The following is a 20,744-nucleotide window of genomic DNA, read 5'->3' on the forward strand; positions in this document are numbered from 1 at the left end:
ACTACTTTAGTTTCCTAACATACCAAGCCATCGCTTCATCAATACCTTGAGAGATATTAAATTTCGGCTCATATCCAAGTAGGCTATTGGCTTTACTGACATCGGCTTGACTATGACGCACATCGCCTGGTCTAAAGTCGCGATAAGTCGGCTCCTGCTCGTAAGTTACACCGTTATCTGCTAATGCTGACTTAATCGCATTAAACAGCTCATTAAGTGTAGTACGATCGCCTATAGCCACGTTATATACTTGGTTGATAGCCTCTGAATTTTGCGTAGTAGCGGCTAAGATATTAGCTTGTACCGTATTTTCGATATAGCAGAAGTCACGGCTGGTATCACCATCGCCATTGATAAATACCGTATCGTTTTTGATCATGGCAGCAGTCCACTTAGGGATTACTGCAGCATAGGCGCCGTCTGGATCTTGACGACGACCAAAGACGTTAAAGTAGCGCAAGCCAACACTCTTAAATCCATAAGAGCGAGCGAATACATCAGCATACAGCTCGTTTACATATTTAGTGACCGCATAAGGAGATAAGGGCTTACCAATTTTGTATTCTACTTTAGGTAGGCCAGGGTGGTCACCATAAGTTGAACTACTGGCGGCATAGGTAAAGCTTTTTACTTCTGCATCACGGGCAGCAGTTAGCATGTTCAAGAAGCCTGAGATATTGACGTCATTGGTGGTGATAGGGTCCGCAAGTGAACGAGGTACTGAACCAAGGGCGGCTTGATGTAGCACATAGTCTATGCCAGAGCAGGCTTTTTGGCAGTCTGCAAAGCTACGAATATCACCCTCAATGAAGCTAAAGCGCTGCCATTGCTCACTAGATACTAAGCCTTGAACCTCATCTAAGTTTTTCTGATAGCCAGTAGCGAAGTTATCCAGACCCACTACTGTTTGATTTAGCTTTAATAAGGTCTCAAGCAGGTTCGAGCCAATAAAACCAGCCACCCCTGTTACAAGCCAGGTCTTAGGCGCAGCAATTAAGTCTTGTTGAGTCTTTTTATATTGGGTCATAGGACTTTACTCTTTTATTTTTAAAATTTTAGTCTATCTATTACTTAGAGTTTAACTTATAAGCAAGATAATATTACAAACGAATATCACTAAGATCACTATTGAATAGGTATTTTAAGTCATAAAGTACATGATTAGATTTACCGAGAGCTCTAATTTGCTCTACGCCCATTTCTACGAACTGATGATGTGCGACTGCTAAGATAATACCATCGTAGCTATTATTCTCTAAGTTAGTATTATCATTGATAGGGCTAATACCATACTCATGTTGAGCTTCTTCAGCATCAACCCAAGGATCGAACACATCAACATCGATGTTATATTCTTTTAGCTCATGCACGATATCAATCACTTTGGTATTACGCACATCAGGGCAGTTCTCTTTGAAGCTTAGACCTAGGATGAGAACTCTTGCGCCTTCAACCTGAATGCGCTTTTTAATCATAGTTTTGACTAATTGGGTAACCACATATTCGCCCATACTGTCATTCAAGCGGCGACCTGCCAAAATAATCTCTGGGTTGTAACCAATGGCCTGAGCTTTATGAGTGAGGTAGTAAGGATCGACACCGATACAATGCCCACCGACCAGACCTGGACGGAAGGGTAAGAAGTTCCATTTAGTACCTGCCGCAGTTAATACGGCCTCAGTATCAATGCCCATTTTATTAAAGATAACGGCTAGTTCATTGATTAGGGCAATATTGACATCGCGCTGAGTATTTTCAATAACTTTAGCTGCTTCAGCTACCTTGATAGAAGGTGCTTTATGAGTGCCGGCTGTAATGACCAAGTTATAAACATCATCTACTAGATCTGCTACTTCAGGAGTAGAGCCTGCAGTCACTTTAAGAATGTTAGTAACGCGGTGCTCTTTATCGCCTGGATTAATGCGCTCTGGACTATAGCCTGCAAAGAAGTCTTTATTGAAAGTGAGACCCGAGCTTCGCTCTAGCTCAGGAATACAGACCTCCTCTGTAGCACCAGGGTAGACAGTTGACTCATATACCACAATGTCGCCAGCTTTAAGCACACTACCAATGGCAGTAGAAGCTTTAATTAGAGGCGTTAAATCAGGTTGTTTATATTCATCGATAGGGGTAGGTACGGTTACGATATAAAAGTTGCATTCAGCCAGTTCATTGATGTCTGAGCTAAACTGCAGTTGTTTGGCACTGGCGAGCTCTTCATCACTGACTTCTAAGGTATGATCTGTTCCTGATTTTAGCTCTTTGATTCTGTGTTGATTGATATCAAAGCCGATAACTGGATTCTTTTTACCAAACTCAACGGCTAAGGGTAGACCCACATAGCCCAAGCCGATTACTGCAATTTTTATATCGTTAACATTTAACATAACTGTCCTTTTACTTTTTATAGAATTTTATAAAGGTTATTTAATTTAGATTAGACTCTGGCGTATAGCCTTCTACATAATGAGTAAATTGCTGCTTTAACCAGCCCACATCATGGTATTGAGCTCTAGATGCCAATTCAGATAGCGTGTCCTCAATATCAGCGAGATCAAAGCTGTGCTCACGGGCTTGCATAATTAATGAATGCTGAGTGGCCTCAATATTGTCATCTCCGATGATCAGCTCCTCATAAAGCTTCTCGCCTGGGCGTAGACCACTAAAGACTATCTCTATATCACCAGCAGGGTTGTTCTCATCTTTAACTTCATAGCCACTTAGGTGAATCATGCGGCGCGCTAGATCAACAATTTTTACTGGTCTGCCCATATCTAGTACGAAGACTTCACCGCCTTTTGCCATAGCACCAGCTTGAATTACTAAATTAGCAGCCTCTGGGATGGTCATAAAGTAGCGAGTCACTTCAGGATGAGTGACCGTAATAGGGCCACCTTTAGCGATTTGTTTGGTAAATAGAGGCACCACTGAGCCTGATGAGCCCAATACATTACCAAAGCGTACCATACTGATTTTCGTCTTAGGATGCTGATTACTAAAGCCCTGACAAACCAGCTCCGCTAAGCGTTTCGAAGCGCCCATGATATTGGTAGGGCGTACCGCTTTATCGGTTGAAATAAGTACAAAGGTTTCTACATTTGATTCACTAGCTGCTTTGACACAATGATACGTACCTTTGGCATTATTGATAACGCCTTCAAAGGGGTTATATTCTACGATAGGCACATGCTTATAAGCTGCCGCATGATACACGGTATTAATCGCATATTCGTTAAATACCATGTTTAATTTTTGTTGGTTGTTCACATTACCCAATAGAGCGATGATCTGTGTAGGAGAACTATCGCTAGTCATTGGATTAGCTGTCTGCCAAGCTAATAAGTCTTGGTGAATGGCATACAGAGCGTATTCAGACAATTCGTATAATACCAAGCATTTAGGCTTATTTTTTATAATTTGGCGACATAGCTCACTGCCGATTGAGCCACCGGCACCCGTTACCAATACATTCTTACCTTTAATGTTCTTAGCTAATAATACAGGGTCGGGATCAACTGTTTGTCGATCTAATACATCCAAGATATCGACGCGGCGCATGGTACTGACTGTCACCTTACCTTCAGCTATATCTTGCAGGCTAGGTAGCTCTTTGATTTTTACAGACAGATTGGTTAAATCGTTAATAATCTCACGACGACGCTGGCGATTAACCGAAGGCATCGCCAAAAATACTTGGGCGATGTTTAGGTCTTCAACCAAGCTTTCAATATCGGTAGCGGGATAGATTTTTTTATTTAAGATATGCCCGCCCGTTAAGCGATTGTCATCATCAATAAAGGCAGCCACTTGATAGCGAGGAGAGTCTTGTAAGGCTTCTAATAACGCAGTGCCTGATGAGCCAGCACCATAGATAAGCACATTGTCGCGCTCGATACCGCTTTTATGTAAATCCTGATAAACCGGCTTGCCTTGTAAGCGCAGTAATAAGTCGCGTAGAAACAGCCGGCTGCCCCACAGCCAGATAAACAGCATAAACAAATACAATAGCGGGACTGAGCGCGGGATACTGGTGATAAAGTCAAAAAGGTAGACAACGGTAAATACAATTAAAATAATGACAAATAGCTTAAGCACGCGGCGCATATCGGTATCGAAGAAGATACGAGTTACACCGCGGTAAAATCCAACCACATATAAGCCTAAAATCGGTACTAAAGCATATAAAGCGACCAGTAAAGGGCTAGCATTAACATCGAGCACGCCTTGACGAAGTGATAGTGCTAAAAATAGGCAAATAATAGAGATGATATAATCACCAACTAATAAAATGGCCTGTTTTATTGGTCTGGATAAATCTAGTAAGCTCTCTGCTAGGACATTAAGTTTAGTTGAAGAAGCAGGATTAGCAGCTACTGTGTTAGCCAGAGTGTCTTTATCTTTGTGTTGCATGGTTATATCACTGTTATATTCGCTATGAGACTAGACTAGCAGAGAGTAAGTTACTAAAACTAATCTTTCGAGTTGCCATAAGCATAGCTATAGTGGTAACTATACTTACTGGTAATGCTTTGTACCATGTCATTTAACACAATACCATCAACCGTAATATTTGCCTTATCCATCTGCTTAACTGCATAGGCCAGCTGTCCTTCTATAGAATGATTGTAGCGAGTCACCATGAGTACTTTATCTGCATACTGAGCGGTAATAATAGCATCGGAGACTGCTAATACTGGCGGTGTATCAATGATAATATAGTCATAGATATTCACCAGCTGCGCTAACATATTGGAAAACTTATCTGTTGATAGTAGAGACGCCGGGTTATGTGGATGCTTACCACGCGGCATAAAGTCAATAAACTCAAAGCTGGTAGGTTGGATAAAATCTGCTATGTGCGCTGCAGACTCCGTTAGATAATCCCCTAAACCATTATTTTGGGTAATGGTGAATATTTTATGCAATTCACCGCGGCGCATGTCACCATCTATAATCAGTACCTTTTTATTCAGCTGAGAGAAAGTTTCAGCTAAGTTTGAAGAGATAAAAGACTTGCCGATATTTGGCGCCTCACCAGAGATAACAATGATTTTACCTTGTTTACTATTAGCATCATTTAATTGAGTGCCTAATACGGCTGATATCTTACTTACCTTCGGCATAGCAAACATTAAAGAGGTACGTAAACTCTTAATACCCTCATAGCTGAGCCCGTCATGATCCACCATGGCCAGTAGGCGGCGACTGTTCTTGTTATTTTTCATCAAGTTGATAGATGTTTTTGAACGAGGAATGGTGGCAATAACGGGTACGCCTGTTTTAGCTTCCAAACGCTCTGGATCTTTAACGGGATTACGTAGCAAGCTCTTAATAAGAACTAATAAACTCCCTAGAAGCAAGCCTAGCAATGAAGCAATGGCCCAGATTTGTGCTTTTTTGGGTGCAATAGCTTTATAAGTATTGATAGGCATATCAACCACTCTTACATAACCAATCTCACCGGCTTGAGCAATTTTCAATTGCTGATAGTTTTTGAGCATGGTTAGATAAATTTCGCGGTTAATCTCAGTGTCTTGAGATAACTGGAGAAATTCACGCTGCATTTCAGGTAAGCGAGAAATGCCTTCTTTGATCTGACTGCGTCTTTCACTTAAAGCCGAGAGTTGATCATTAATCTGAATAACTAATGGATGCTCTTCAGTATAATAAGTAAGCAGCTCTGCTTTTTTTAGATTGAGCTCACTGGTTTGCTTTTCTATAGCAGCACTTTCATTTATTAAAATACCTGCTTCTTGAGTAACATCAATAGTGCCATACTGTTCACGGAATTTATTGAAGGCTTCTTCTGATTGTTCAAGCTTTTGTTTAAGTTGTGGAATCTGTGATTCCATAAACTCGATAGTAGTTCTGGTTTGTTGAGAGCCTCGAGCTAAGTTTTGGGCGGTATAGGACTCAATAATATCTGTTAATATACGGCTAACTTGTTTTTGATCTTCTCCTGTTAAGGTTAATTGAATAATGCCAGTTTTCTGGCCACGTTCCGCTACAGCTAAAGCATTATTTAGAGCATCAATGGCGTTAGGGGTCGATACTTTAGTTAAGTTAACAGGATGACCGGTCGCAGGTAAGGCGCTTACTGCTATAGTGATATCACCGTCTGGCGTCTTAAAAGTGGTGGGCGTACCGATATTACCCTTGTATTCTACTACCTCTTCATTGAGCTCAAGGCTTAGAGTGAAGCCTGTAGATGTTTTAACTAAGCTAAAAGGTCTATTTGCATAAGCTAAAGGTACCTCGAAACGACTAATTTGTGCCCTTCCATTACTTGTTTCTAGTACGACTCCTTGCTCTGTACTGGTTTGAGTCGGTGTTTTTGAGTGTAGGATACGATCCCAAGTACTTAATTCTGGGTTATGCAGCTTAATATCTAAGTGCAACTTCTCTACTACAGGCTGTAGAACCATACGTGATTTAATAAGCTCACGCTCGGTCTCTGCAGGAGTAGACTCTTCACCCACTAACTCAGATATGTTAGCACCTAAAGCTGCAATACTTTTTGATTTATTATCAATTTGTAATAATGCATCGGTTTGGTAAGTAGGTTGTACATAACGGCTATAGGTAACGCCTAATAAAAGCCCCAATAATGCAGCCGCTAAAATTGTTTTCCAACCACGCAACAAAGCCAATAGTAACGCCATTAAATCAATTTCGTTGTCATCTTTAATAGCTTTGTCATTAGGTGAGGGAGGCACAGTTTGAGTCATAGGTTTTTTTCACTATTTATTAGTTGCTAGTTAAACAATGGGCAGGTTTTTATATCGAGAATAAAAATAGCGTTAAGTTAATTTATTTTATCCTGCCAATCCTCTATACCTTTTACGATATCTTGATATGCCGTTTTAAATGCACTCATCTCATGTTTGTAAGGGTCGGCAATATCTTTATCACGCCAATGACCCAGTTTAAAGGTTTTACCGCGGCAAAAAGGGAAGCGTTCTTCAATCCACTTATTTTGTCCGTCAGACATGGTGAGTATTAAATCATATTTTAGAGCCAGATCTTCATCTATTTGCTTAGCGATATGACCGGTAATATCAATATTTTGCTGCTGCATAATTTCGATAGCAGCGGGATCGGCTCCATGACCGACCAAAGCCCCAACACCTGCAGAATCAATGTTTTTGTCAGGAAAGCGCTGCTTTAATAACGCTTCTGCCATAGGACTACGGCAGATATTACCGACACACACTACCAAGATATTTTCAAACGCCATAAGATTAATCCTCAACCTACTTCTATTTAGCCTATTTGATGTAATATACAGATACTTTAGTTAAGTCTATCAAGAGCATAGGCTGAAGGAAGGATAGCACCAATAAATCTTGACCATCGGGTTAGACCTGTAGGGTCTACATAGACGATATCATTGGGCTGCATTTCAAAGCGGTTGGCTAATGCTAAGTTAGTAACAGATTGTAGATTGGCATGATAAATATCCGTATAAGAAGCATTGCCGTGATCACGTATCACATAAAGCTTGGCAGCATCTGCAGTACGGGCATCTAGACCTTCTACTTCACCTAAGACTTGAGTCAGGCTTAACCCTTGGTCTGGTATCTCTACAGGTTTGACGCTGCCAAACTCGCCTAATACGTAGACTTTATTACGATCACGACTATTGACATGTACAGCATCGCCGTCTCTTAGATAGATTTGATTCGCAGAAACCCCCATACTTTTTAGGTCATTCAAACCAAGCTCATAAGTGGTACCGTTACGAGTTAAAGTAACATTGTTTGAATCACCTTCAGGCGCAACACCTCCAGCCATTGAAATAGCGCCATATAAAGATACAGGTCTATCATCCATACTGAACTCACCTGATTGCTTTACAGCGCCATCAATAAAGAAGTTATTACTACGATATTTTAAAACTTGAACCTGTGGATCAGGATATTTTAAATAGCGTTGTAACTGGTTGCGTAATTGACTGGTAAACTGAGGTACAGAAAGCCCACTGGCCTTTACTCGACCTACCAAGGGAAACTGGATATAGCCTTGCTGATCTATAGGGTAGCCAATATCAGATTTTGGAATTTGAGGGTAATCACCCAACGAGATGGTAAGTACATCCCCTTGTGCTAGACGATATTCGCTACTGCGTGGTCCATTTAATAGCTCATGTACGCGAGCATTCTTCATGCTAGAGCCGCTATTACGTCTACTTGAATAAACAGGTGAAGCGGGTAAGCCAGCTAAGCTTAAGGGCTGAACGTTGAATTGCATGCCGTTTTCAGCGATAAAGACACCTTGTGGTGGCAGCTCACCTGCTTGCAAGCCTGAGTTGACGCTGGCACAGCCTGAAGTTAAGCCTATCAACACCGCAAGAGAGGTACTGGCAAACAGTGATTTTGGGCTTTTTAAAACATTCATGTTAACTTCTCTACCTTTATTCCGACCGACTTTGCCCAGAAAGCTACTGGACAAAAACTATTCTATGAGCGGCAATTATGTTGGCAAAATGCACCCATTATTACCGTTATTTTAACATTAAATTAAGAGTGCTGCCCAAATATGCTGATATCTTACTATAAAAAGACAGAATACGTACTATAAAAGTAGGGAATTATATGGTCAGTTGTGCTTGCTACCACCATTCGGGGTCATTCGATTGAGATTCATCAGATTTTCTTACAGATTCTGCAGCATCAGCTTTTACAGTATCTTCTGGAACCTCAGCAATAAAGCGGGATATCTTATCGAAGTAACCGGCGAAGCTTGAGAAATAATCAGGGGCGGTTAAATATAGGTGGGTTTTGGCGCGGCTACAGGCCACATAAAACAGCTTACGCTCTTCTTCTAACGCCTCAAATTCATGCAAAGAGCGGTGATGCGGCATTAGGCCATCGACTAAAGCATTAATAAAGACCACCGGCCATTCAAGACCTTTGGCGCTATGAATGGTAGAAATAGTCACCGCATCGGCCTCTTTGTCCTCAGGATTAGTCATTACCGCGACCGAGTCATTGGGCGGATCGAGTGCTAAATTCTCCAAAAAGTTATCTAAGCTGCTGTGCTCTTGCGCCAAATTAATCAGTACTCGAAAGTCCTCAGAGCGTTCCCGCCAATTGTCTTCCAAGGTTTTTAAAATAGGCGCATAAAAGTCGATCAGGGTTTGCAAGATATCGGCGACAGTGGCTTGCTGCTGCGCTTTAATGAGCACATGATACAGCTCGTTAATGGGCACTTTGTTTTTGGTCAGCTTGGGATCGAGTAGCGGCTGTAACGAGTCATTACTGCTGGTAATGGCCTGGGTAATCTTAGATGCAGTCACATCACCAACGCCACTGAACAAGGTTAAAATACGGTGCCAAGCAATGGTGTCATTGGGGTTGTATAAAATTTTCACCAGCGCCAAGATGTCTTTGATATGACGCTTTTCAATAAATTTGATACCGCCCACCACGATAAAGGGGATATTGCGCTGCATAAACTGCAGTTGAATCTCGTTGGACTGAAACGAGGTGCGGCTCAGTACCGCAAAATTATTAAAATCATACTCTGGCTTAAGCTCGATAATTTTATCAGCAATATAAACCGCCTCTTGCTTGTCATTACTGCGCCGGCAAAGTGTCGGCTTTTCACCTTCAATCGCTAGGTTAGAAAACAGCTTTTTTTGATAGCCCAAAGTGATGTGTTCAGACAGCGCATTGACGTAGTCTAAAATGGCAGGCGTGCTGCGGTAGTTTTGTTCAAGTTTAATCAACTTAGCGTCGGGATAACCGTCAGCAAACAGTAGGATATTTTCGTAATTGGCGCCGCGAAACGCATATATACTTTGGTTATCATCACCGACCACCATCAGCGACACATTATCAGGCTCACAGAGATAGTCGATTAACTGCTTTTGGGGAATGTTGGTATCTTGATACTCATCTACCATGACATGACGGTAGGTGTCTTGAATCAGCTTGCGAAATTGCAGGTTATTTTTTAGATGATAAACCACCTGGCTAATAATATCGTCAAAATCGTATAAATGATTGGCACGCTTATACTTGTGATACGCCATCGCCAGATCTTCAATCAGCGGAATATGGATGGCGATATCAGGATAGTCATTTTCAATCAAATCGCGCAGTAAGATATGACGGTTGCGAGAGGTGGAGATTAGATTTTGTAGGGTCTTTTTGCGCGGAAAAGCCTGCTTCATGTTTTTGCGCACAATGCCTTGCTCTTTGCAAATCATATCCAGCGCATCTTCGCTATCACCGGTGTCCAAAATCGTAAACTTAGGGTTGATGCCCAGTAAGCCTGAATAGCGGCGCAGCAGCATATTACAAAAAGAGTGAAAGGTGCCGCTGGTAATGGCATTGAGATCCAGGCCACTTAACGCGCGATTATCGGCCAAGCTTTCGGCCAACAAGCTTTTGACACGGCCCTTGATTTCGTTGGCTGCTTTTCGAGTAAAGGTCAGCAGCAGAATACTGCTTGGAGACGCACCGCTTTCAATCAAATAACTGGTGCGGAAGGTGAGGGTTTTGGTCTTGCCAGAGCCGGCGCCAGCAATGACCAATACCTTACCTTCGGTGGTGGTGGCGGCCAGTAGCTGGCTTGGGTTGAGCTCGCCAGCATAATCAACCTCGCTTGATGCCAATACGCTGTTGTGTGAAGCTGAGTGCTCATTATCTATTGTCTGATCAGCTATTTTATGATCATCTACTGTGTTTGATAAGTGTTTATCCATGGACTCTGGGGTGATTAAATTCGACTCCAGCTTGGCGATAGACTGCTGTAAATGCGCCATTTTTTGACGAATGGTGTCATCAAGGGTAGGGTAGCTGTAATGGCGGGTCGAAAATAAAGAGTCGGTCATAGCGTCCAATAGTAAAATATAGTAAATATTAGGGCATCTGCTAAGCCTGCTTTTTAATTAAGCTGAAATCAAAAGCTCTAAGCTGAAACCAAAAACTGCTTTAACACACGTGAGAACTGCAGCGGTGCATCCAGAGGAATGGCGTGACCAGAGCCTGCAATCTCAATCACCTGAGCATTGGGCAAGATATTGGCCACCTGGCGTTGCCATTTGGGATCATACAGCTGGGACTGAGCGCCAATCAGCATGATCACCGGAGTCTGGGTAACCGGCAGAGCGTCTCGGTAATCATACGGTAGCTCAAGATAGGCCTGCAGACCACGCAGCTTTTGTTGCCAAGTGGGGTGCTGATAAACCGCCAGCTTATGATCGGGCAGATAACCACTGGCTTTAATAAATAATTGCGACGCAACGCGGCCGGCTGACAGTAATGAAAATGCAGTTTCCATCTGAGTGATTTGCCGTTTTACCTGATGCGGTAATTGGGTAAATGCCAGGGTCGTTTGCCCATTAGCACTTTGACCATTGGCGCTTTGCTGATTCACATAAGGCAAAGTTGCTTGCAGTACTGTATCAAATTGTTTAAAGACTTCGGCCTGCTTCTCCCCAAACACCCCGCCTTGCCAGTCAGCGTGATTGTGCACAATAGGCGATTGATCAATGTTTAAATAACGCTTAACTTTGGATGCAGTTTCAAACGTGGCTTCTGCTTTGGTTTCAAAGTTGCTTTTTGCTTTGCCTTGTAGCTTACCTGCTAGTTTATCTTCTGCCTGTGCGCTGTCTGTCTGCGAATGCTGTGCATGGCGATTAAAATGCGCCCACATGACCAAAGCGCCCATAGAGATGGCGGCCACATCGACCGACTTGACCTGATGTTTACTGCAAATATGAGTCAGAATAACGTCCACATCATCGGCGTACTGCTCGATAAAGTTAAACTCACTGCTGGGCGTGGCAGCAGCTAACCCAAAGCCGCGAAAGTGAGGCAGATAAAAGCAGTATTGGCCAGCCAGCGGCAGCACAAAGGGTAAAAACTGACGGGCGTCCATGCCAAACGCATGTAGCAAGAGTACAGGTGTGGCGGATGGATTACCAACGATAGTCACAGGGATTTGACTGCCATCGTAGCTGACCCAGTGCTGCAGCTGAATATGATACGGCTGCAGCAGCTGAGTTGCCACTCCCAAAGGCTTGGTAAGTAGCGTCTTTGAGAGCAAAGGCTTAAGCTTAGATTTAGGCATCTTGGCAGAGGCTGCCGTCATCGAAGACGGCTTTAAAGCAGATGCCTTGAAAGCAGATGCCTTGTTTTTGAGCGTATTAAGCATTTGGCGCATCAGGTGAGTCAATGCACTCGACCACATTTAAATCAAAGCCTGACAACGCATTAAATTTGAGCGGGGTAGATAATAAGCGCATGTCACGTACACCTAGGTGACGTAAGATTTGTGCACCCACGCCGATGCTGCGGTAAGGCTGATTGGATAGCGTAGAGACAGACTGATTGTTGCTGGCAAGCTCAAGCGCTTCGCCCAGATCAACCGGCTGATTGTTGCCAATCCAGACCAGTACGCCGCGCTCAGACTGACTGATTTCTTGTAAAGAGTTTTGGATACTCCAACCACTGCGGCCGGTGGCATCACGTTTGGCAGCAAATAAATCACGTAGCGGATGGAAGCCATGCACACGCACGGTACTCACGCCTTCGCTAGGATTGCCTTTGACAAGGGCTAAGTGAGTCTCTGACGCACCGTATTCTTTAAATTGATATAGGGTAAAGGTGCCAAAGTCGGTTTCAAACGGACGTTTGCTGACTTCATTGACCGTTTGCTCATTGGCAATGCGGTAGTTGATAAGATCAGCAATAGTACCGATTTTTAGATCATGTTCAGCGGCGAATTTTTCTAAATCATCACGGCGGGCCATGGTGCCATCGGGATTGATGATTTCTACGATAACAGCGGCAGGCTCAAGGCCGGCTAGGCGTGCCAAGTCACAGCCAGCTTCTGTATGGCCAGCACGGTGCAATACACCACCTTTTTGCGCCATGATGGGGAAGATATGGCCAGGCTGCACAATGTCTTCAGCCTTGGCTGTGGCAGATACCGCCGCTTGCACGGTACGCGCACGGTCAGCAGCAGAGATACCGGTCGTTACGCCTTCAGCCGCTTCGATAGACACGGTGAAGTTGGTGCTGAATTTGGCCTCGTTACGGTCACTCATCAGCGGCAGCTCAAGACGGCGGCAGCGCTCTTCAGTCAAGGTCAAGCACACCAAGCCGCGGGCATGGGTAATCATAAAGTTAATCGCTTCAGGGTTGACATGAGTGGCGGCCATAATCAGGTCACCTTCATTTTCGCGGTCTTCATCATCCATTAAGATGACCATTTTACCGGCACGAATGTCTTCAATGATGTCTTTAATATTATCTAGTGCCATGATGTGTTGTCTCTTTTATTGTTCGTTAAATATTGTTCGTTCAGTTAAGGGCCAATTATAGCAACCATTGTACCTGTAACTGAGTCTCAGTGCCATTCACTACAGTCAATCAATGTGATTGAAAAATCTGTGAGCGGCTGATTATCATCAACGCGTACCCTTATTGCTTATTGAGCGGCTGATTATCATCAACGCGTACCCTTATTGCTTATTTGGTTTATTAGGGGTTATTAGAGGGTGCCTGCGTCTGCAACCACTGCATAAACTGTAAACTGTGCTGCTCACGTTGGTTATCGGCATACTCATAAAGGCGAGTACCCACCAAGTTGTCAGGCAGATATTGCTGCGGCTGATAATGATTGGGGTAATCATGCGGATAAATATAGCCCTGGCCATAGCCTTGGCTTTGCATCAGCTTAGTGACCCCATTGCGCAGGTGCATCGGCACAGGTGATTGATCCTGTTGTGCCAATTGCATCGCTTTGTTAATGGCCAAATACGTGCTGTTACTCTTAGCGGAGGTGGCCAGATACACCACCACTTGGCCTAAGATAATCCGCGCCTCTGGCATGCCAATGGTTTTTACCGAGCGCAAGGCGGCATCGGCCAGCAGCAAAGCATTGGGGTTGGCATTTCCGATATCTTCACTGGCCAAAATCACCAAGCGCCGAGCGATAAACTCCGGCGGCTCGCCAGCCACCAGCATCCGCGCCATCCAGTACAAAGCAGCATCAGGATCTGAGCCACGCACCGACTTAATCATCGCTGAGATAATGTCGTAATGCTGGTCACCATCTTTGTCATAGCGCTGCAAGGTGGTCTGTGCCACGCTTGATAACAGCGCATCATCAATCACAATTGGCTGCTTGCTGTGGTCAGAGGCCTGTACCGCCATCTCTAATAAGTTAAGCGCTTTGCGGGCATCGCCTTGGGCCAGGTTGGCTATTTGTGGCAGCGCTTGCAGATCAATGCTGAGCTGAGATAAAAATTCATCTTGGCTAAGCGCCCGCTGCAACAACTCACCAATCTGGGTGTCATCGAGTGGCTGCAAGCGATATACCTGACAGCGTGACAGCAGCGCATTATTAACGCTAAACGAGGGGTTTTCGGTAGTGGCACCAATTAAGGTAATGTCGCCTGATTCCACCGCTCCCAGCAGCGCATCTTGCTGCGCCTTGTTAAAGCGGTGAATCTCATCTATAAACACCACAGGCGACGCAAAATCCAGCCCCCCTTGACCAGAGCTACAGCCTGCATCGAGTACCTCTCGCAGCTGCTTTACCCCCGTGTTAATCGCTGATAACGGGTAAAACGGGCGACCCACGGCATCGGCCAACAGCATGGCAATGGTGGTCTTACCGATACCCGCTTCCCCGTGCAAGATAAGCGAGGGCAGATGACCATGCTCGACAAAGCGCTGGATGGGCGCACCCGGCGCTAGAAGATGGGTCTGTCCAATGACCTCATCTAGGCGCTTAGGGCGCAGCCGCTGAGCCAGAGGAATATCAGGATAAATAGCAGAGTGGGGGTGAGTGGCCATAATGGGCAATGATTACCTTGTTTTATAACGTTTTTAACATGCGTAGCGACAGTCTTTGTGGTATCCATAGCATAGGAAGATAGCATAAAACAGTTGCTATAAGATGACAGGACAATGCGTGTTAGTATGCCTTGTCGCGTTGTAAACTTCAGTGCAATTAGCGTGAAGGCGTGTCAATCAGTCACGATTACAGCCCAAAATCAGCCTAATTGCAAGCTAAGTCCCACCTAATTGCAAGCTAAGTATAGCTAAGTTAAGCCTTGGTAAGCGTTTATTAAAACTGTGGGATTAGCGTGAGATATCCGAAGCGTTCACTTGTAGTTATGGCCGCTTGCACTCATTATTAGAGTGTGGTCATCTTTTTCATATCCATCACCTTAATCTATACCTTAATTTATAAAGAATCCGTCTATGTTGCCCAAAAATAGGCTATCAAAAATAGCAGTCTTAAAAATAGCGCCCTTAAAAATAGCGTCAAAAGCCATCACCCCATTAAAAACCTTAGCGCATCGCTCAGTGAGCAGCTTGCGTTTAAGTCAGCTAACGCCTGTGGCTGAGCAAAAAAGTCGGCCGTTAAATGCTGATGAGATTGCCATGGCGCACTCGGTATTCGGTGCTGACTTTGATGTCTCACAAGTGCGATTAAAAACCGCGTGGTGGGTGCTAAAAACCTATGCGGTAAGCCCCAATGGCAATATTTATTTTAATCCAAAAGACTGGATCGAGGACTTTAGCAAACAGTCTTTGGGTAAAAAAAGCTGGCTGATTCATGAGCTTACCCACGTGTGGCAACTGCAGCAAGGCCTTAAGGTGGTGCGCGGGGCCATGATGAACCGCCGATACGATTACAGACTTGCTGAGGGCAGACCGTTTTTTAGCTACGGTATTGAGCAGCAAGCACGCATGGTGCAGGATTATTTTGTGCGCCGAGAGCAGGGCAAAGACTGTAGCGCCTGGCAGGCGTGTATTCCGTTTTTGCAAAACCAAGCGCTTGGCAATAGTGCGTTGTTGCAAGCGCAGCGCCAGCATCAGACTCAGGCCGATGCTCAAGTAGATAAGCTAAGCACCCAGGAGACCAACACATGAGCTTTATCACATCAGATGTTGTCAAGCCGTCCAATAACAAATCACAGCCCACAAAAAAATCTTTTATGGCATTGGCGCTGCTCTCAAGCTTGGGACTGGCCGCTTGCCAGCCTAGCGCTGAGCAGTCGGCCGCCAATAAAGCCCCCGACAATAGCACCCAAAGCAGCGAGGCGGCGCAAACCTCAGATACCCAGACACCCACGCCAATGAGTGCAGAAGCTGCTGCCCAGGTGAAAACCTTTGAGGCAGAATTTGTGAACAAAATGCTGGATCTACAGCAAAGCCAGCAGGCTGAATATGAAGCGCTGCAAGCGGCAGATGCTGCAGAGCAGGAGGTGGCTACCAAACAGGTCGACGCGTCCAATCCAAAAACTGGCCTTGAAGCTGGAACTGGCACTGGCTCTGAAGCTGGCTCTGGTTCTGAAGCGACCACCAAAACCACTGACCCTGACATGACAGGCATAACGGGCAGCGGTGAGGCACAGGCGGCGACCCAGCAAGAGGCAGAGCCGTCCCAAGAGCTACCCAGCTTACCGCTTGTAGATTTGGCCATTAAGCCGCCTGAGCAGCTAACGCCCACCGAGATTAGCAGCCGTTATAACGTGGCCATGCAGTCGTTGTATCTGGAGGAGGGCATACCGCTACCAGCTCAGGCCATTGATACTTTGCTTAATATCGCCACGTTAACCCCAGGCGTGTTTCATAATACTGAGCTGGCTGAGCATTTGGTGGCAAAAAGTACGGCATTGGCCAGAATGCTCAAACAGTATCAGGCATGGGATCAGATTGAGCGTCAGCAAAGCGCCGAGCTTGAAGCGCTCAAACAGTCGCAGATTGAGGCTCAGCAGAAGCAGCAGGCTGAGTTTGATGCGTTGGCCAAAGAGTTCAATGACAAAATTGCCGCGTATGATGAGCAAATCAAAAACTATGAACAAAAGCTGAAGACGTTTAACTAGGCGAGTGCGTGTGGTGGGCAGGTGTTTATGGACTGGCCATTTAAAAGCAGATATTCAAAAGCAGCCATTTAAAAGCAGTTATTCGAAAATGGCCATTTAAAAGCGGCCATTCAAAAAAAGCTTAAATTGAATACCCAATAAAAAAGCGCCCGATAGTCATATCGGACGCTTTTTTTAGCAGAAGCTAAATTTAAATCTTAAACGAACACTCGCTTATTTGCGGTCTTCAAGTTTTACGAAGTCACGTTTGGTTTTACCAGTGTATAACTGACGTGGACGACCGATCTTGAATGGTGCTGAGTGCATTTCTAACAAGTGGCTGATCCAACCTGACGTACGTGCTAGAGCGAAGATAACGGTAAACATTGAGGTTGGGATACCGATCGCTTTTAGGATGATACCTGAGTAGAAGTCAACGTTTGGATATAGGTTACGTTTTACGAAGTACTCATCTTCTAGAGCGATTTTTTCAAGTTTCATCGCTAGTTCAAGCTTAGGATCAGTGATACCTAGCGCTTCTAAAACTTCGTCACAAGTTTCTTTCATCACTTTGGCACGTGGGTCGAAGTTTTTGTAAACGCGGTGACCAAAGCCCATTAGCTTCACTTCTTTACGCTTAACTTTTTCCATGAACTCATCAACGTTCTCTACGGTGCCGATTTCATCAAGCATCTGTAGTACCGCTTCGTTAGCACCACCGTGTGATGGGCCCCATAGCGCTACGATACCCGCTGCGATACAAGCGTAAGGGTTGGCACCGGTAGAGGCGGTTAGACGAACAGTAGAGGTTGAAGCGTTTTGCTCGTGGTCTGCGTGTAGAGTGAAGATCTTGTCCATAGCTTTCACTAGAACAGGGTTCACTTTGTAGTTTACATCTGCAGGGGTAGCGAACATCATGTATAAGAAGTTTTCTGCGTAACTAAAGTCGTTACGTGGGTACATGAACGGTTCGCCCTTGGTGTACTTGTAGCTCATTGCCGCAATGGTTGGCATTTTTGCAATTAGGCGAATGGCGGTGATGTCACGTTGTTTTTCATCAGTCACATCTAGGTTGTCATGATAAAAAGCAGATAACGCACCTACCACACCGACCATAATGGCCATAGGGTGAGCATCACGGCGGAAGCCTTCGAAGAACTTACGTAGCTGGTCATGAACGCCAGTGTGGCTACGTACTTTTTCATAAAAGTCCGCTTTTTGTTCAGCGTTTGGTAGCTCGCCATGTAGTAGGGCATAACACACTTCTAAGTATTCAGCATTGTCAGCCAGTTGATCAATGGGGTAACCACGGTGCAATAACTCACCTTTATCGCCATCAATATAAGTGATTTCTGACTCAACAGGAGCAGTTACTTTAAAGCCTGGATCATAGGTCCAGTAGCCTGCGGTTTGGAAAGCTGAAACGTCAACTACTGACGGGCCTAAAGTGCCCTCAATAATAGGTAATTCATATTCCTTTCCATCTACCTTTAAATATGCAGTTTCGTTAGCCATAAGATCCTCTTAATTGTTGGAATAAATAATTAGTTTTTGGGGTGATAGCCTAAAACTAAGCCAGCTACCCATCGAATGACAGTAACTGGTATTTTATAAAGAACACCCGCTATCAGGGTATGACACTATTACTCTACGTAGGGTCTACGTATTTTCTTGGAAGAAACTTGGTCATATAAGCTTGCGTTAAATCTCTTAAAAAACCAACGCTAACAACAGGTTATCTTTTTAAGAGATAGGTTGTTTAACACAAGATTATGGGGGTAATACTATTGTTATGAAGTAACTGGCGGGCAGTGGCAATGATTTACTATCTGCACACAGTCCTTGTGACAACACTAAGAGAGGCTGCTAACAGGGACGATTGATATACTACCAGTTAATACAGACAATTGAAAAAAACATTTATAACGCAGATTCCCCCCGCTAGTCAATGATTGTTGACCATATTGCCGGATTTGCAGCACAGCCTTAGCGCAGATTCATCACTGATTTTTTGACAGGTGTGGTGAAAAATAATGTTGTTAAATCTAAAGTAAAACAAAGAGGGTGCCGGATTTAATTTTAAGGTTGCCCTTAATCTATCAAGGCGGCCGTCGTCTTGTCAGTGTTTAGCCCTACTTTGTAAAGGGTGATAACTAAAGCGTGAGCACCCAGTGGATTTTCAAGTTTTTGGCGTAACGGTAAGGACGGTTTTTAGAAACATTTAGTTACGTATTAGTTTGGCCAAAACCAAGCGGTGCTGTGTCCATATTGGCGGGGCAAATTCGACCAAAGCGGCTGTGATTGATAGCGCCTAATGCAGTCAATAACCCTTAAGTTCTATACCAACTTAGCCGCAGCGCTCAGGCCTTGCACTGATTTTGACCAGTAAATAAACAACACAGACAATCTAACCGGCAGCAATGGGTAATAGTCGGTAATAAAGCCTCACAAAGCGTTAATTTGGCAATTTATTTGTAATTGACAGCAACAAACTCTATAATTACAGCGTTATAGATGCTGGCTTGTCATTTATTTAATTGATTGGTCACAGAGAATTTACCCAGATTTCTAATTAATATCTAATCAGACCTAAGTAGTATTAAGGTATATTTAATATTAATTATAAATTTTTCGTATAAAATTATTTGTGATTACAATAAGTTAGCTTTATGTCAGCCGCCAACGCCTTTCAAGCTTCAATTCTGTATTTGTTAACACTCTGTCTGGTTTTTTGATTGGATGGGCCTACCAGGGTAGGAGGATTTGAGTGACGGCGTAAGCTTTAGCATCAACTCCAACTGCTCTAAGTCTTTTTTAACATTAAAATATATTTAGAGTGCTGTAAGCTTTACAGTACGGCTAGGTATGAATTTAGCCAGTTAGCAACTCCTTAACTTATCCGTCTCGTGTCCGTTTTATGCGTCAGAGCTGGTAATGAATTAACTAGGTGAGTGTTTGACAAGCCCTTATTAATCACATTACATCTTGGTTTTTTGGCGTTAAAAGCGTATCCACGAGTGTCAACCGCAAAAGGACGCCCGCTGTGAAAAGCAACCGACCGATTAATCTGCCACTTAGCCAAGTGATAAGCGTTAACAGTTCACCGACGGCCAGAGCTTCGATTTTACATCGTATCTCAGGAATTATTCTTTTCTTATTAATTCCGGTGATGCTGTGGCTTTTGCAAACCTCATTATATTCTCCTCAAGATTTTCTCGCTGTGTTTGACAATGTGCTTGTGCGCTTTGTTGCGTGGATCTTTGTCGCAGCAACGGCTTACCATTTTGTGATGGGTATTAAGCACTTATTTGCCGACATGGGTTTTAACGAAGAGCTTCAGTCAGGTAGAACTGCGTCAATTGTGAGCTTTGTTATTGCCGCTATCTTGATAGTGCTGTCATTTGTATGGGTGATGTTCTAATGAGAAGAAATGATTCTGGAATTAAAAGTGCGACAGGCCTAACCGGCTCTGGCTCGCGCGACTGGGTAATGCAGCGTATCAGTGCCGTCGTATTGGCCATATATGCTGTGGTAATGGTAGGGTTTTTCTTAATTAATGGTGATGTATCCTACCAGCAGTGGGTTAGCTTCATTATGAGCCTGCCCATGCGCCTATTAAGCTTGGTCGCAATTATTGCGCTAGCGGCTCATGCTTGGGTAGGGATGTGGACGGTATTTACCGACTATGTTAAATCTACTGGCCTACGCCTTGTGCTTCAAGCTGCTATGATTATCGCAATTTTGGTATACCTATTCTGGGGCGTCATGATTTTCTGGGGTCCAGGTTTACTAAACCTAGGTTAACAGACCAGTTTGGGCGGTTTTGGCTATATTGTTAATCAGTATTGTATATAGCACGGACTGCCCTGATTTAGGTTTGGGGGCTTAAGCACCTGTTAGCGACTTT

At 44.1% G+C, this 20,744-nt stretch carries 15 protein-coding genes; 4 read left to right on the top strand and 11 right to left on the bottom strand.

Translation table 11 applies throughout. The features are described from left to right. Window position 1 precedes the first annotated feature (1 nt). The 10 genes from MN210_RS01355 to MN210_RS01400 form a co-directional block, all read right to left on the bottom strand. Window positions 2-1,027 carry an NAD-dependent epimerase/dehydratase family protein gene (locus MN210_RS01355; protein WP_338412423.1) on the bottom strand — a complete coding sequence of 342 codons (1,026 nt, stop codon included), beginning with the start codon at window positions 1,025-1,027 and terminating at the stop codon, window positions 2-4. A 73-nt stretch (window positions 1,028-1,100) separates the two neighbouring features. Further along, window positions 1,101-2,387, bottom strand: coding sequence for a Vi polysaccharide biosynthesis UDP-N-acetylglucosamine C-6 dehydrogenase TviB (gene tviB, locus MN210_RS01360; RefSeq protein ID WP_241878981.1), 1,287 nt, complete (start codon window positions 2,385-2,387; stop codon window positions 1,101-1,103). Window positions 2,388-2,427: 40 nt separating this feature from the next. Further along, the gene (locus MN210_RS01365) at window positions 2,428-4,410 is read right to left on the bottom strand and encodes a polysaccharide biosynthesis protein (protein WP_338412424.1); all 1,983 of its coding nucleotides are present in this window, start codon (window positions 4,408-4,410) and stop codon (window positions 2,428-2,430) included. Window positions 4,411-4,469: 59 nt separating this feature from the next. Then, window positions 4,470-6,728 carry a polysaccharide biosynthesis tyrosine autokinase gene (locus MN210_RS01370; protein WP_338412425.1) on the bottom strand — a complete coding sequence of 753 codons (2,259 nt, stop codon included), beginning with the start codon at window positions 6,726-6,728 and terminating at the stop codon, window positions 4,470-4,472. 77 nt (window positions 6,729-6,805) lie between these two features. Further along, window positions 6,806-7,237 (bottom strand): low molecular weight protein-tyrosine-phosphatase, encoded by a 432-nt coding sequence (locus MN210_RS01375; RefSeq protein ID WP_338412426.1) that lies wholly within the window; start codon window positions 7,235-7,237, stop codon window positions 6,806-6,808. Window positions 7,238-7,293: 56 nt separating this feature from the next. Continuing rightward, complete coding sequence (locus MN210_RS01380) at window positions 7,294-8,397, bottom strand: polysaccharide biosynthesis/export family protein (RefSeq protein ID WP_241878988.1); 1,104 nt, start codon at window positions 8,395-8,397, stop codon at window positions 7,294-7,296. Window positions 8,398-8,611: 214 nt separating this feature from the next. Then, entirely contained in the window at window positions 8,612-10,840 is a 2,229-nt protein-coding gene (locus tag MN210_RS01385; RefSeq protein ID WP_338412427.1) for an ATP-dependent helicase, read from the bottom strand. 77 nt (window positions 10,841-10,917) lie between these two features. Continuing rightward, entirely contained in the window at window positions 10,918-12,201 is a 1,284-nt protein-coding gene (locus MN210_RS01390) for an alpha/beta fold hydrolase (RefSeq protein WP_338412428.1), read from the bottom strand. Continuing rightward, window positions 12,158-13,276 (bottom strand): bifunctional 3,4-dihydroxy-2-butanone-4-phosphate synthase/GTP cyclohydrolase II, encoded by a 1,119-nt coding sequence (gene ribBA / locus MN210_RS01395; RefSeq protein ID WP_011959545.1) that lies wholly within the window; start codon window positions 13,274-13,276, stop codon window positions 12,158-12,160. The genes MN210_RS01390 and ribBA overlap by 44 nt, the downstream gene beginning before the upstream one ends. Window positions 13,277-13,496: 220 nt before the next feature. Next, the gene (locus MN210_RS01400; protein WP_338412429.1) at window positions 13,497-14,816 is read right to left on the bottom strand and encodes a replication-associated recombination protein A; all 1,320 of its coding nucleotides are present in this window, start codon (window positions 14,814-14,816) and stop codon (window positions 13,497-13,499) included. A 411-nt stretch (window positions 14,817-15,227) separates the two neighbouring features. On the opposite strand from MN210_RS01400, the gene MN210_RS13280 reads away from it, so the two are divergent. Further along, window positions 15,228-15,902: a hypothetical protein gene (locus MN210_RS13280; protein WP_425605625.1), complete on the top strand. Its 675-nt coding sequence runs from the start codon at window positions 15,228-15,230 to the stop codon at window positions 15,900-15,902. Continuing rightward, window positions 15,899-16,858, top strand: a complete 960-nt coding sequence (locus MN210_RS01410; RefSeq protein WP_338412430.1) for a hypothetical protein — start codon at window positions 15,899-15,901, stop codon at window positions 16,856-16,858. Before MN210_RS13280 ends, MN210_RS01410 begins: the two co-directional genes overlap by 4 nt. Window positions 16,859-17,071: 213 nt before the next feature. On the opposite strand, the gene gltA is transcribed toward MN210_RS01410, so the two are convergent. Beyond that, window positions 17,072-18,352, bottom strand: a complete 1,281-nt coding sequence (gene gltA, locus MN210_RS01415) for a citrate synthase (RefSeq protein WP_110815995.1) — start codon at window positions 18,350-18,352, stop codon at window positions 17,072-17,074. A gap of 1,528 nt (window positions 18,353-19,880) precedes the next feature. Between gltA and sdhC the strand changes: the two genes are divergently transcribed. Continuing rightward, entirely contained in the window at window positions 19,881-20,258 is a 378-nt protein-coding gene (gene sdhC, locus MN210_RS01420; protein ID WP_011959550.1) for a succinate dehydrogenase, cytochrome b556 subunit, read from the top strand. Continuing rightward, complete coding sequence (gene sdhD / locus MN210_RS01425; protein ID WP_011959551.1) at window positions 20,258-20,641, top strand: succinate dehydrogenase, hydrophobic membrane anchor protein; 384 nt, start codon at window positions 20,258-20,260, stop codon at window positions 20,639-20,641. Before sdhC ends, sdhD begins: the two co-directional genes overlap by 1 nt. Window positions 20,642-20,744 lie beyond the last annotated feature (103 nt).

The sequence above is a fragment of the Psychrobacter raelei genome, assembly GCF_022631235.3.
GTDB classification, from domain to species: domain Bacteria; phylum Pseudomonadota; class Gammaproteobacteria; order Pseudomonadales; family Moraxellaceae; genus Psychrobacter; species Psychrobacter raelei.

What these genes read in the sequence shown, in the direction of transcription:
- MN210_RS01410 (WP_338412430.1), top strand. Translation starts at nt 15,899, where the DNA reads ATGAGCTTTATCACATCAGATGTTGTCAAGCCGTCCAATAACAAATCA.
- MN210_RS01365 (WP_338412424.1), bottom strand. Translation starts at nt 4,410, where the DNA reads ATGCAACACAAAGATAAAGACACTCTGGCTAACACAGTAGCTGCTAAT.
- MN210_RS01380 (WP_241878988.1), bottom strand. Translation starts at nt 8,397, where the DNA reads ATGAATGTTTTAAAAAGCCCAAAATCACTGTTTGCCAGTACCTCTCTT.
- MN210_RS01355 (WP_338412423.1), bottom strand. Translation starts at nt 1,027, where the DNA reads ATGACCCAATATAAAAAGACTCAACAAGACTTAATTGCTGCGCCTAAG.
- MN210_RS13280 (WP_425605625.1), top strand. Translation starts at nt 15,228, where the DNA reads ATGTTGCCCAAAAATAGGCTATCAAAAATAGCAGTCTTAAAAATAGCG.
- ribBA (WP_011959545.1), bottom strand. Translation starts at nt 13,276, where the DNA reads ATGGCACTAGATAATATTAAAGACATCATTGAAGACATTCGTGCCGGT.
- MN210_RS01400 (WP_338412429.1), bottom strand. Translation starts at nt 14,816, where the DNA reads ATGGCCACTCACCCCCACTCTGCTATTTATCCTGATATTCCTCTGGCT.
- tviB (WP_241878981.1), bottom strand. Translation starts at nt 2,387, where the DNA reads ATGTTAAATGTTAACGATATAAAAATTGCAGTAATCGGCTTGGGCTAT.
- MN210_RS01370 (WP_338412425.1), bottom strand. Translation starts at nt 6,728, where the DNA reads ATGACTCAAACTGTGCCTCCCTCACCTAATGACAAAGCTATTAAAGAT.
- MN210_RS01385 (WP_338412427.1), bottom strand. Translation starts at nt 10,840, where the DNA reads ATGACCGACTCTTTATTTTCGACCCGCCATTACAGCTACCCTACCCTT.
- gltA (WP_110815995.1), bottom strand. Translation starts at nt 18,352, where the DNA reads ATGGCTAACGAAACTGCATATTTAAAGGTAGATGGAAAGGAATATGAA.
- MN210_RS01375 (WP_338412426.1), bottom strand. Translation starts at nt 7,237, where the DNA reads ATGGCGTTTGAAAATATCTTGGTAGTGTGTGTCGGTAATATCTGCCGT.
- sdhD (WP_011959551.1), top strand. Translation starts at nt 20,258, where the DNA reads ATGAGAAGAAATGATTCTGGAATTAAAAGTGCGACAGGCCTAACCGGC.
- MN210_RS01390 (WP_338412428.1), bottom strand. Translation starts at nt 12,201, where the DNA reads ATGTGGTCGAGTGCATTGACTCACCTGATGCGCCAAATGCTTAATACG.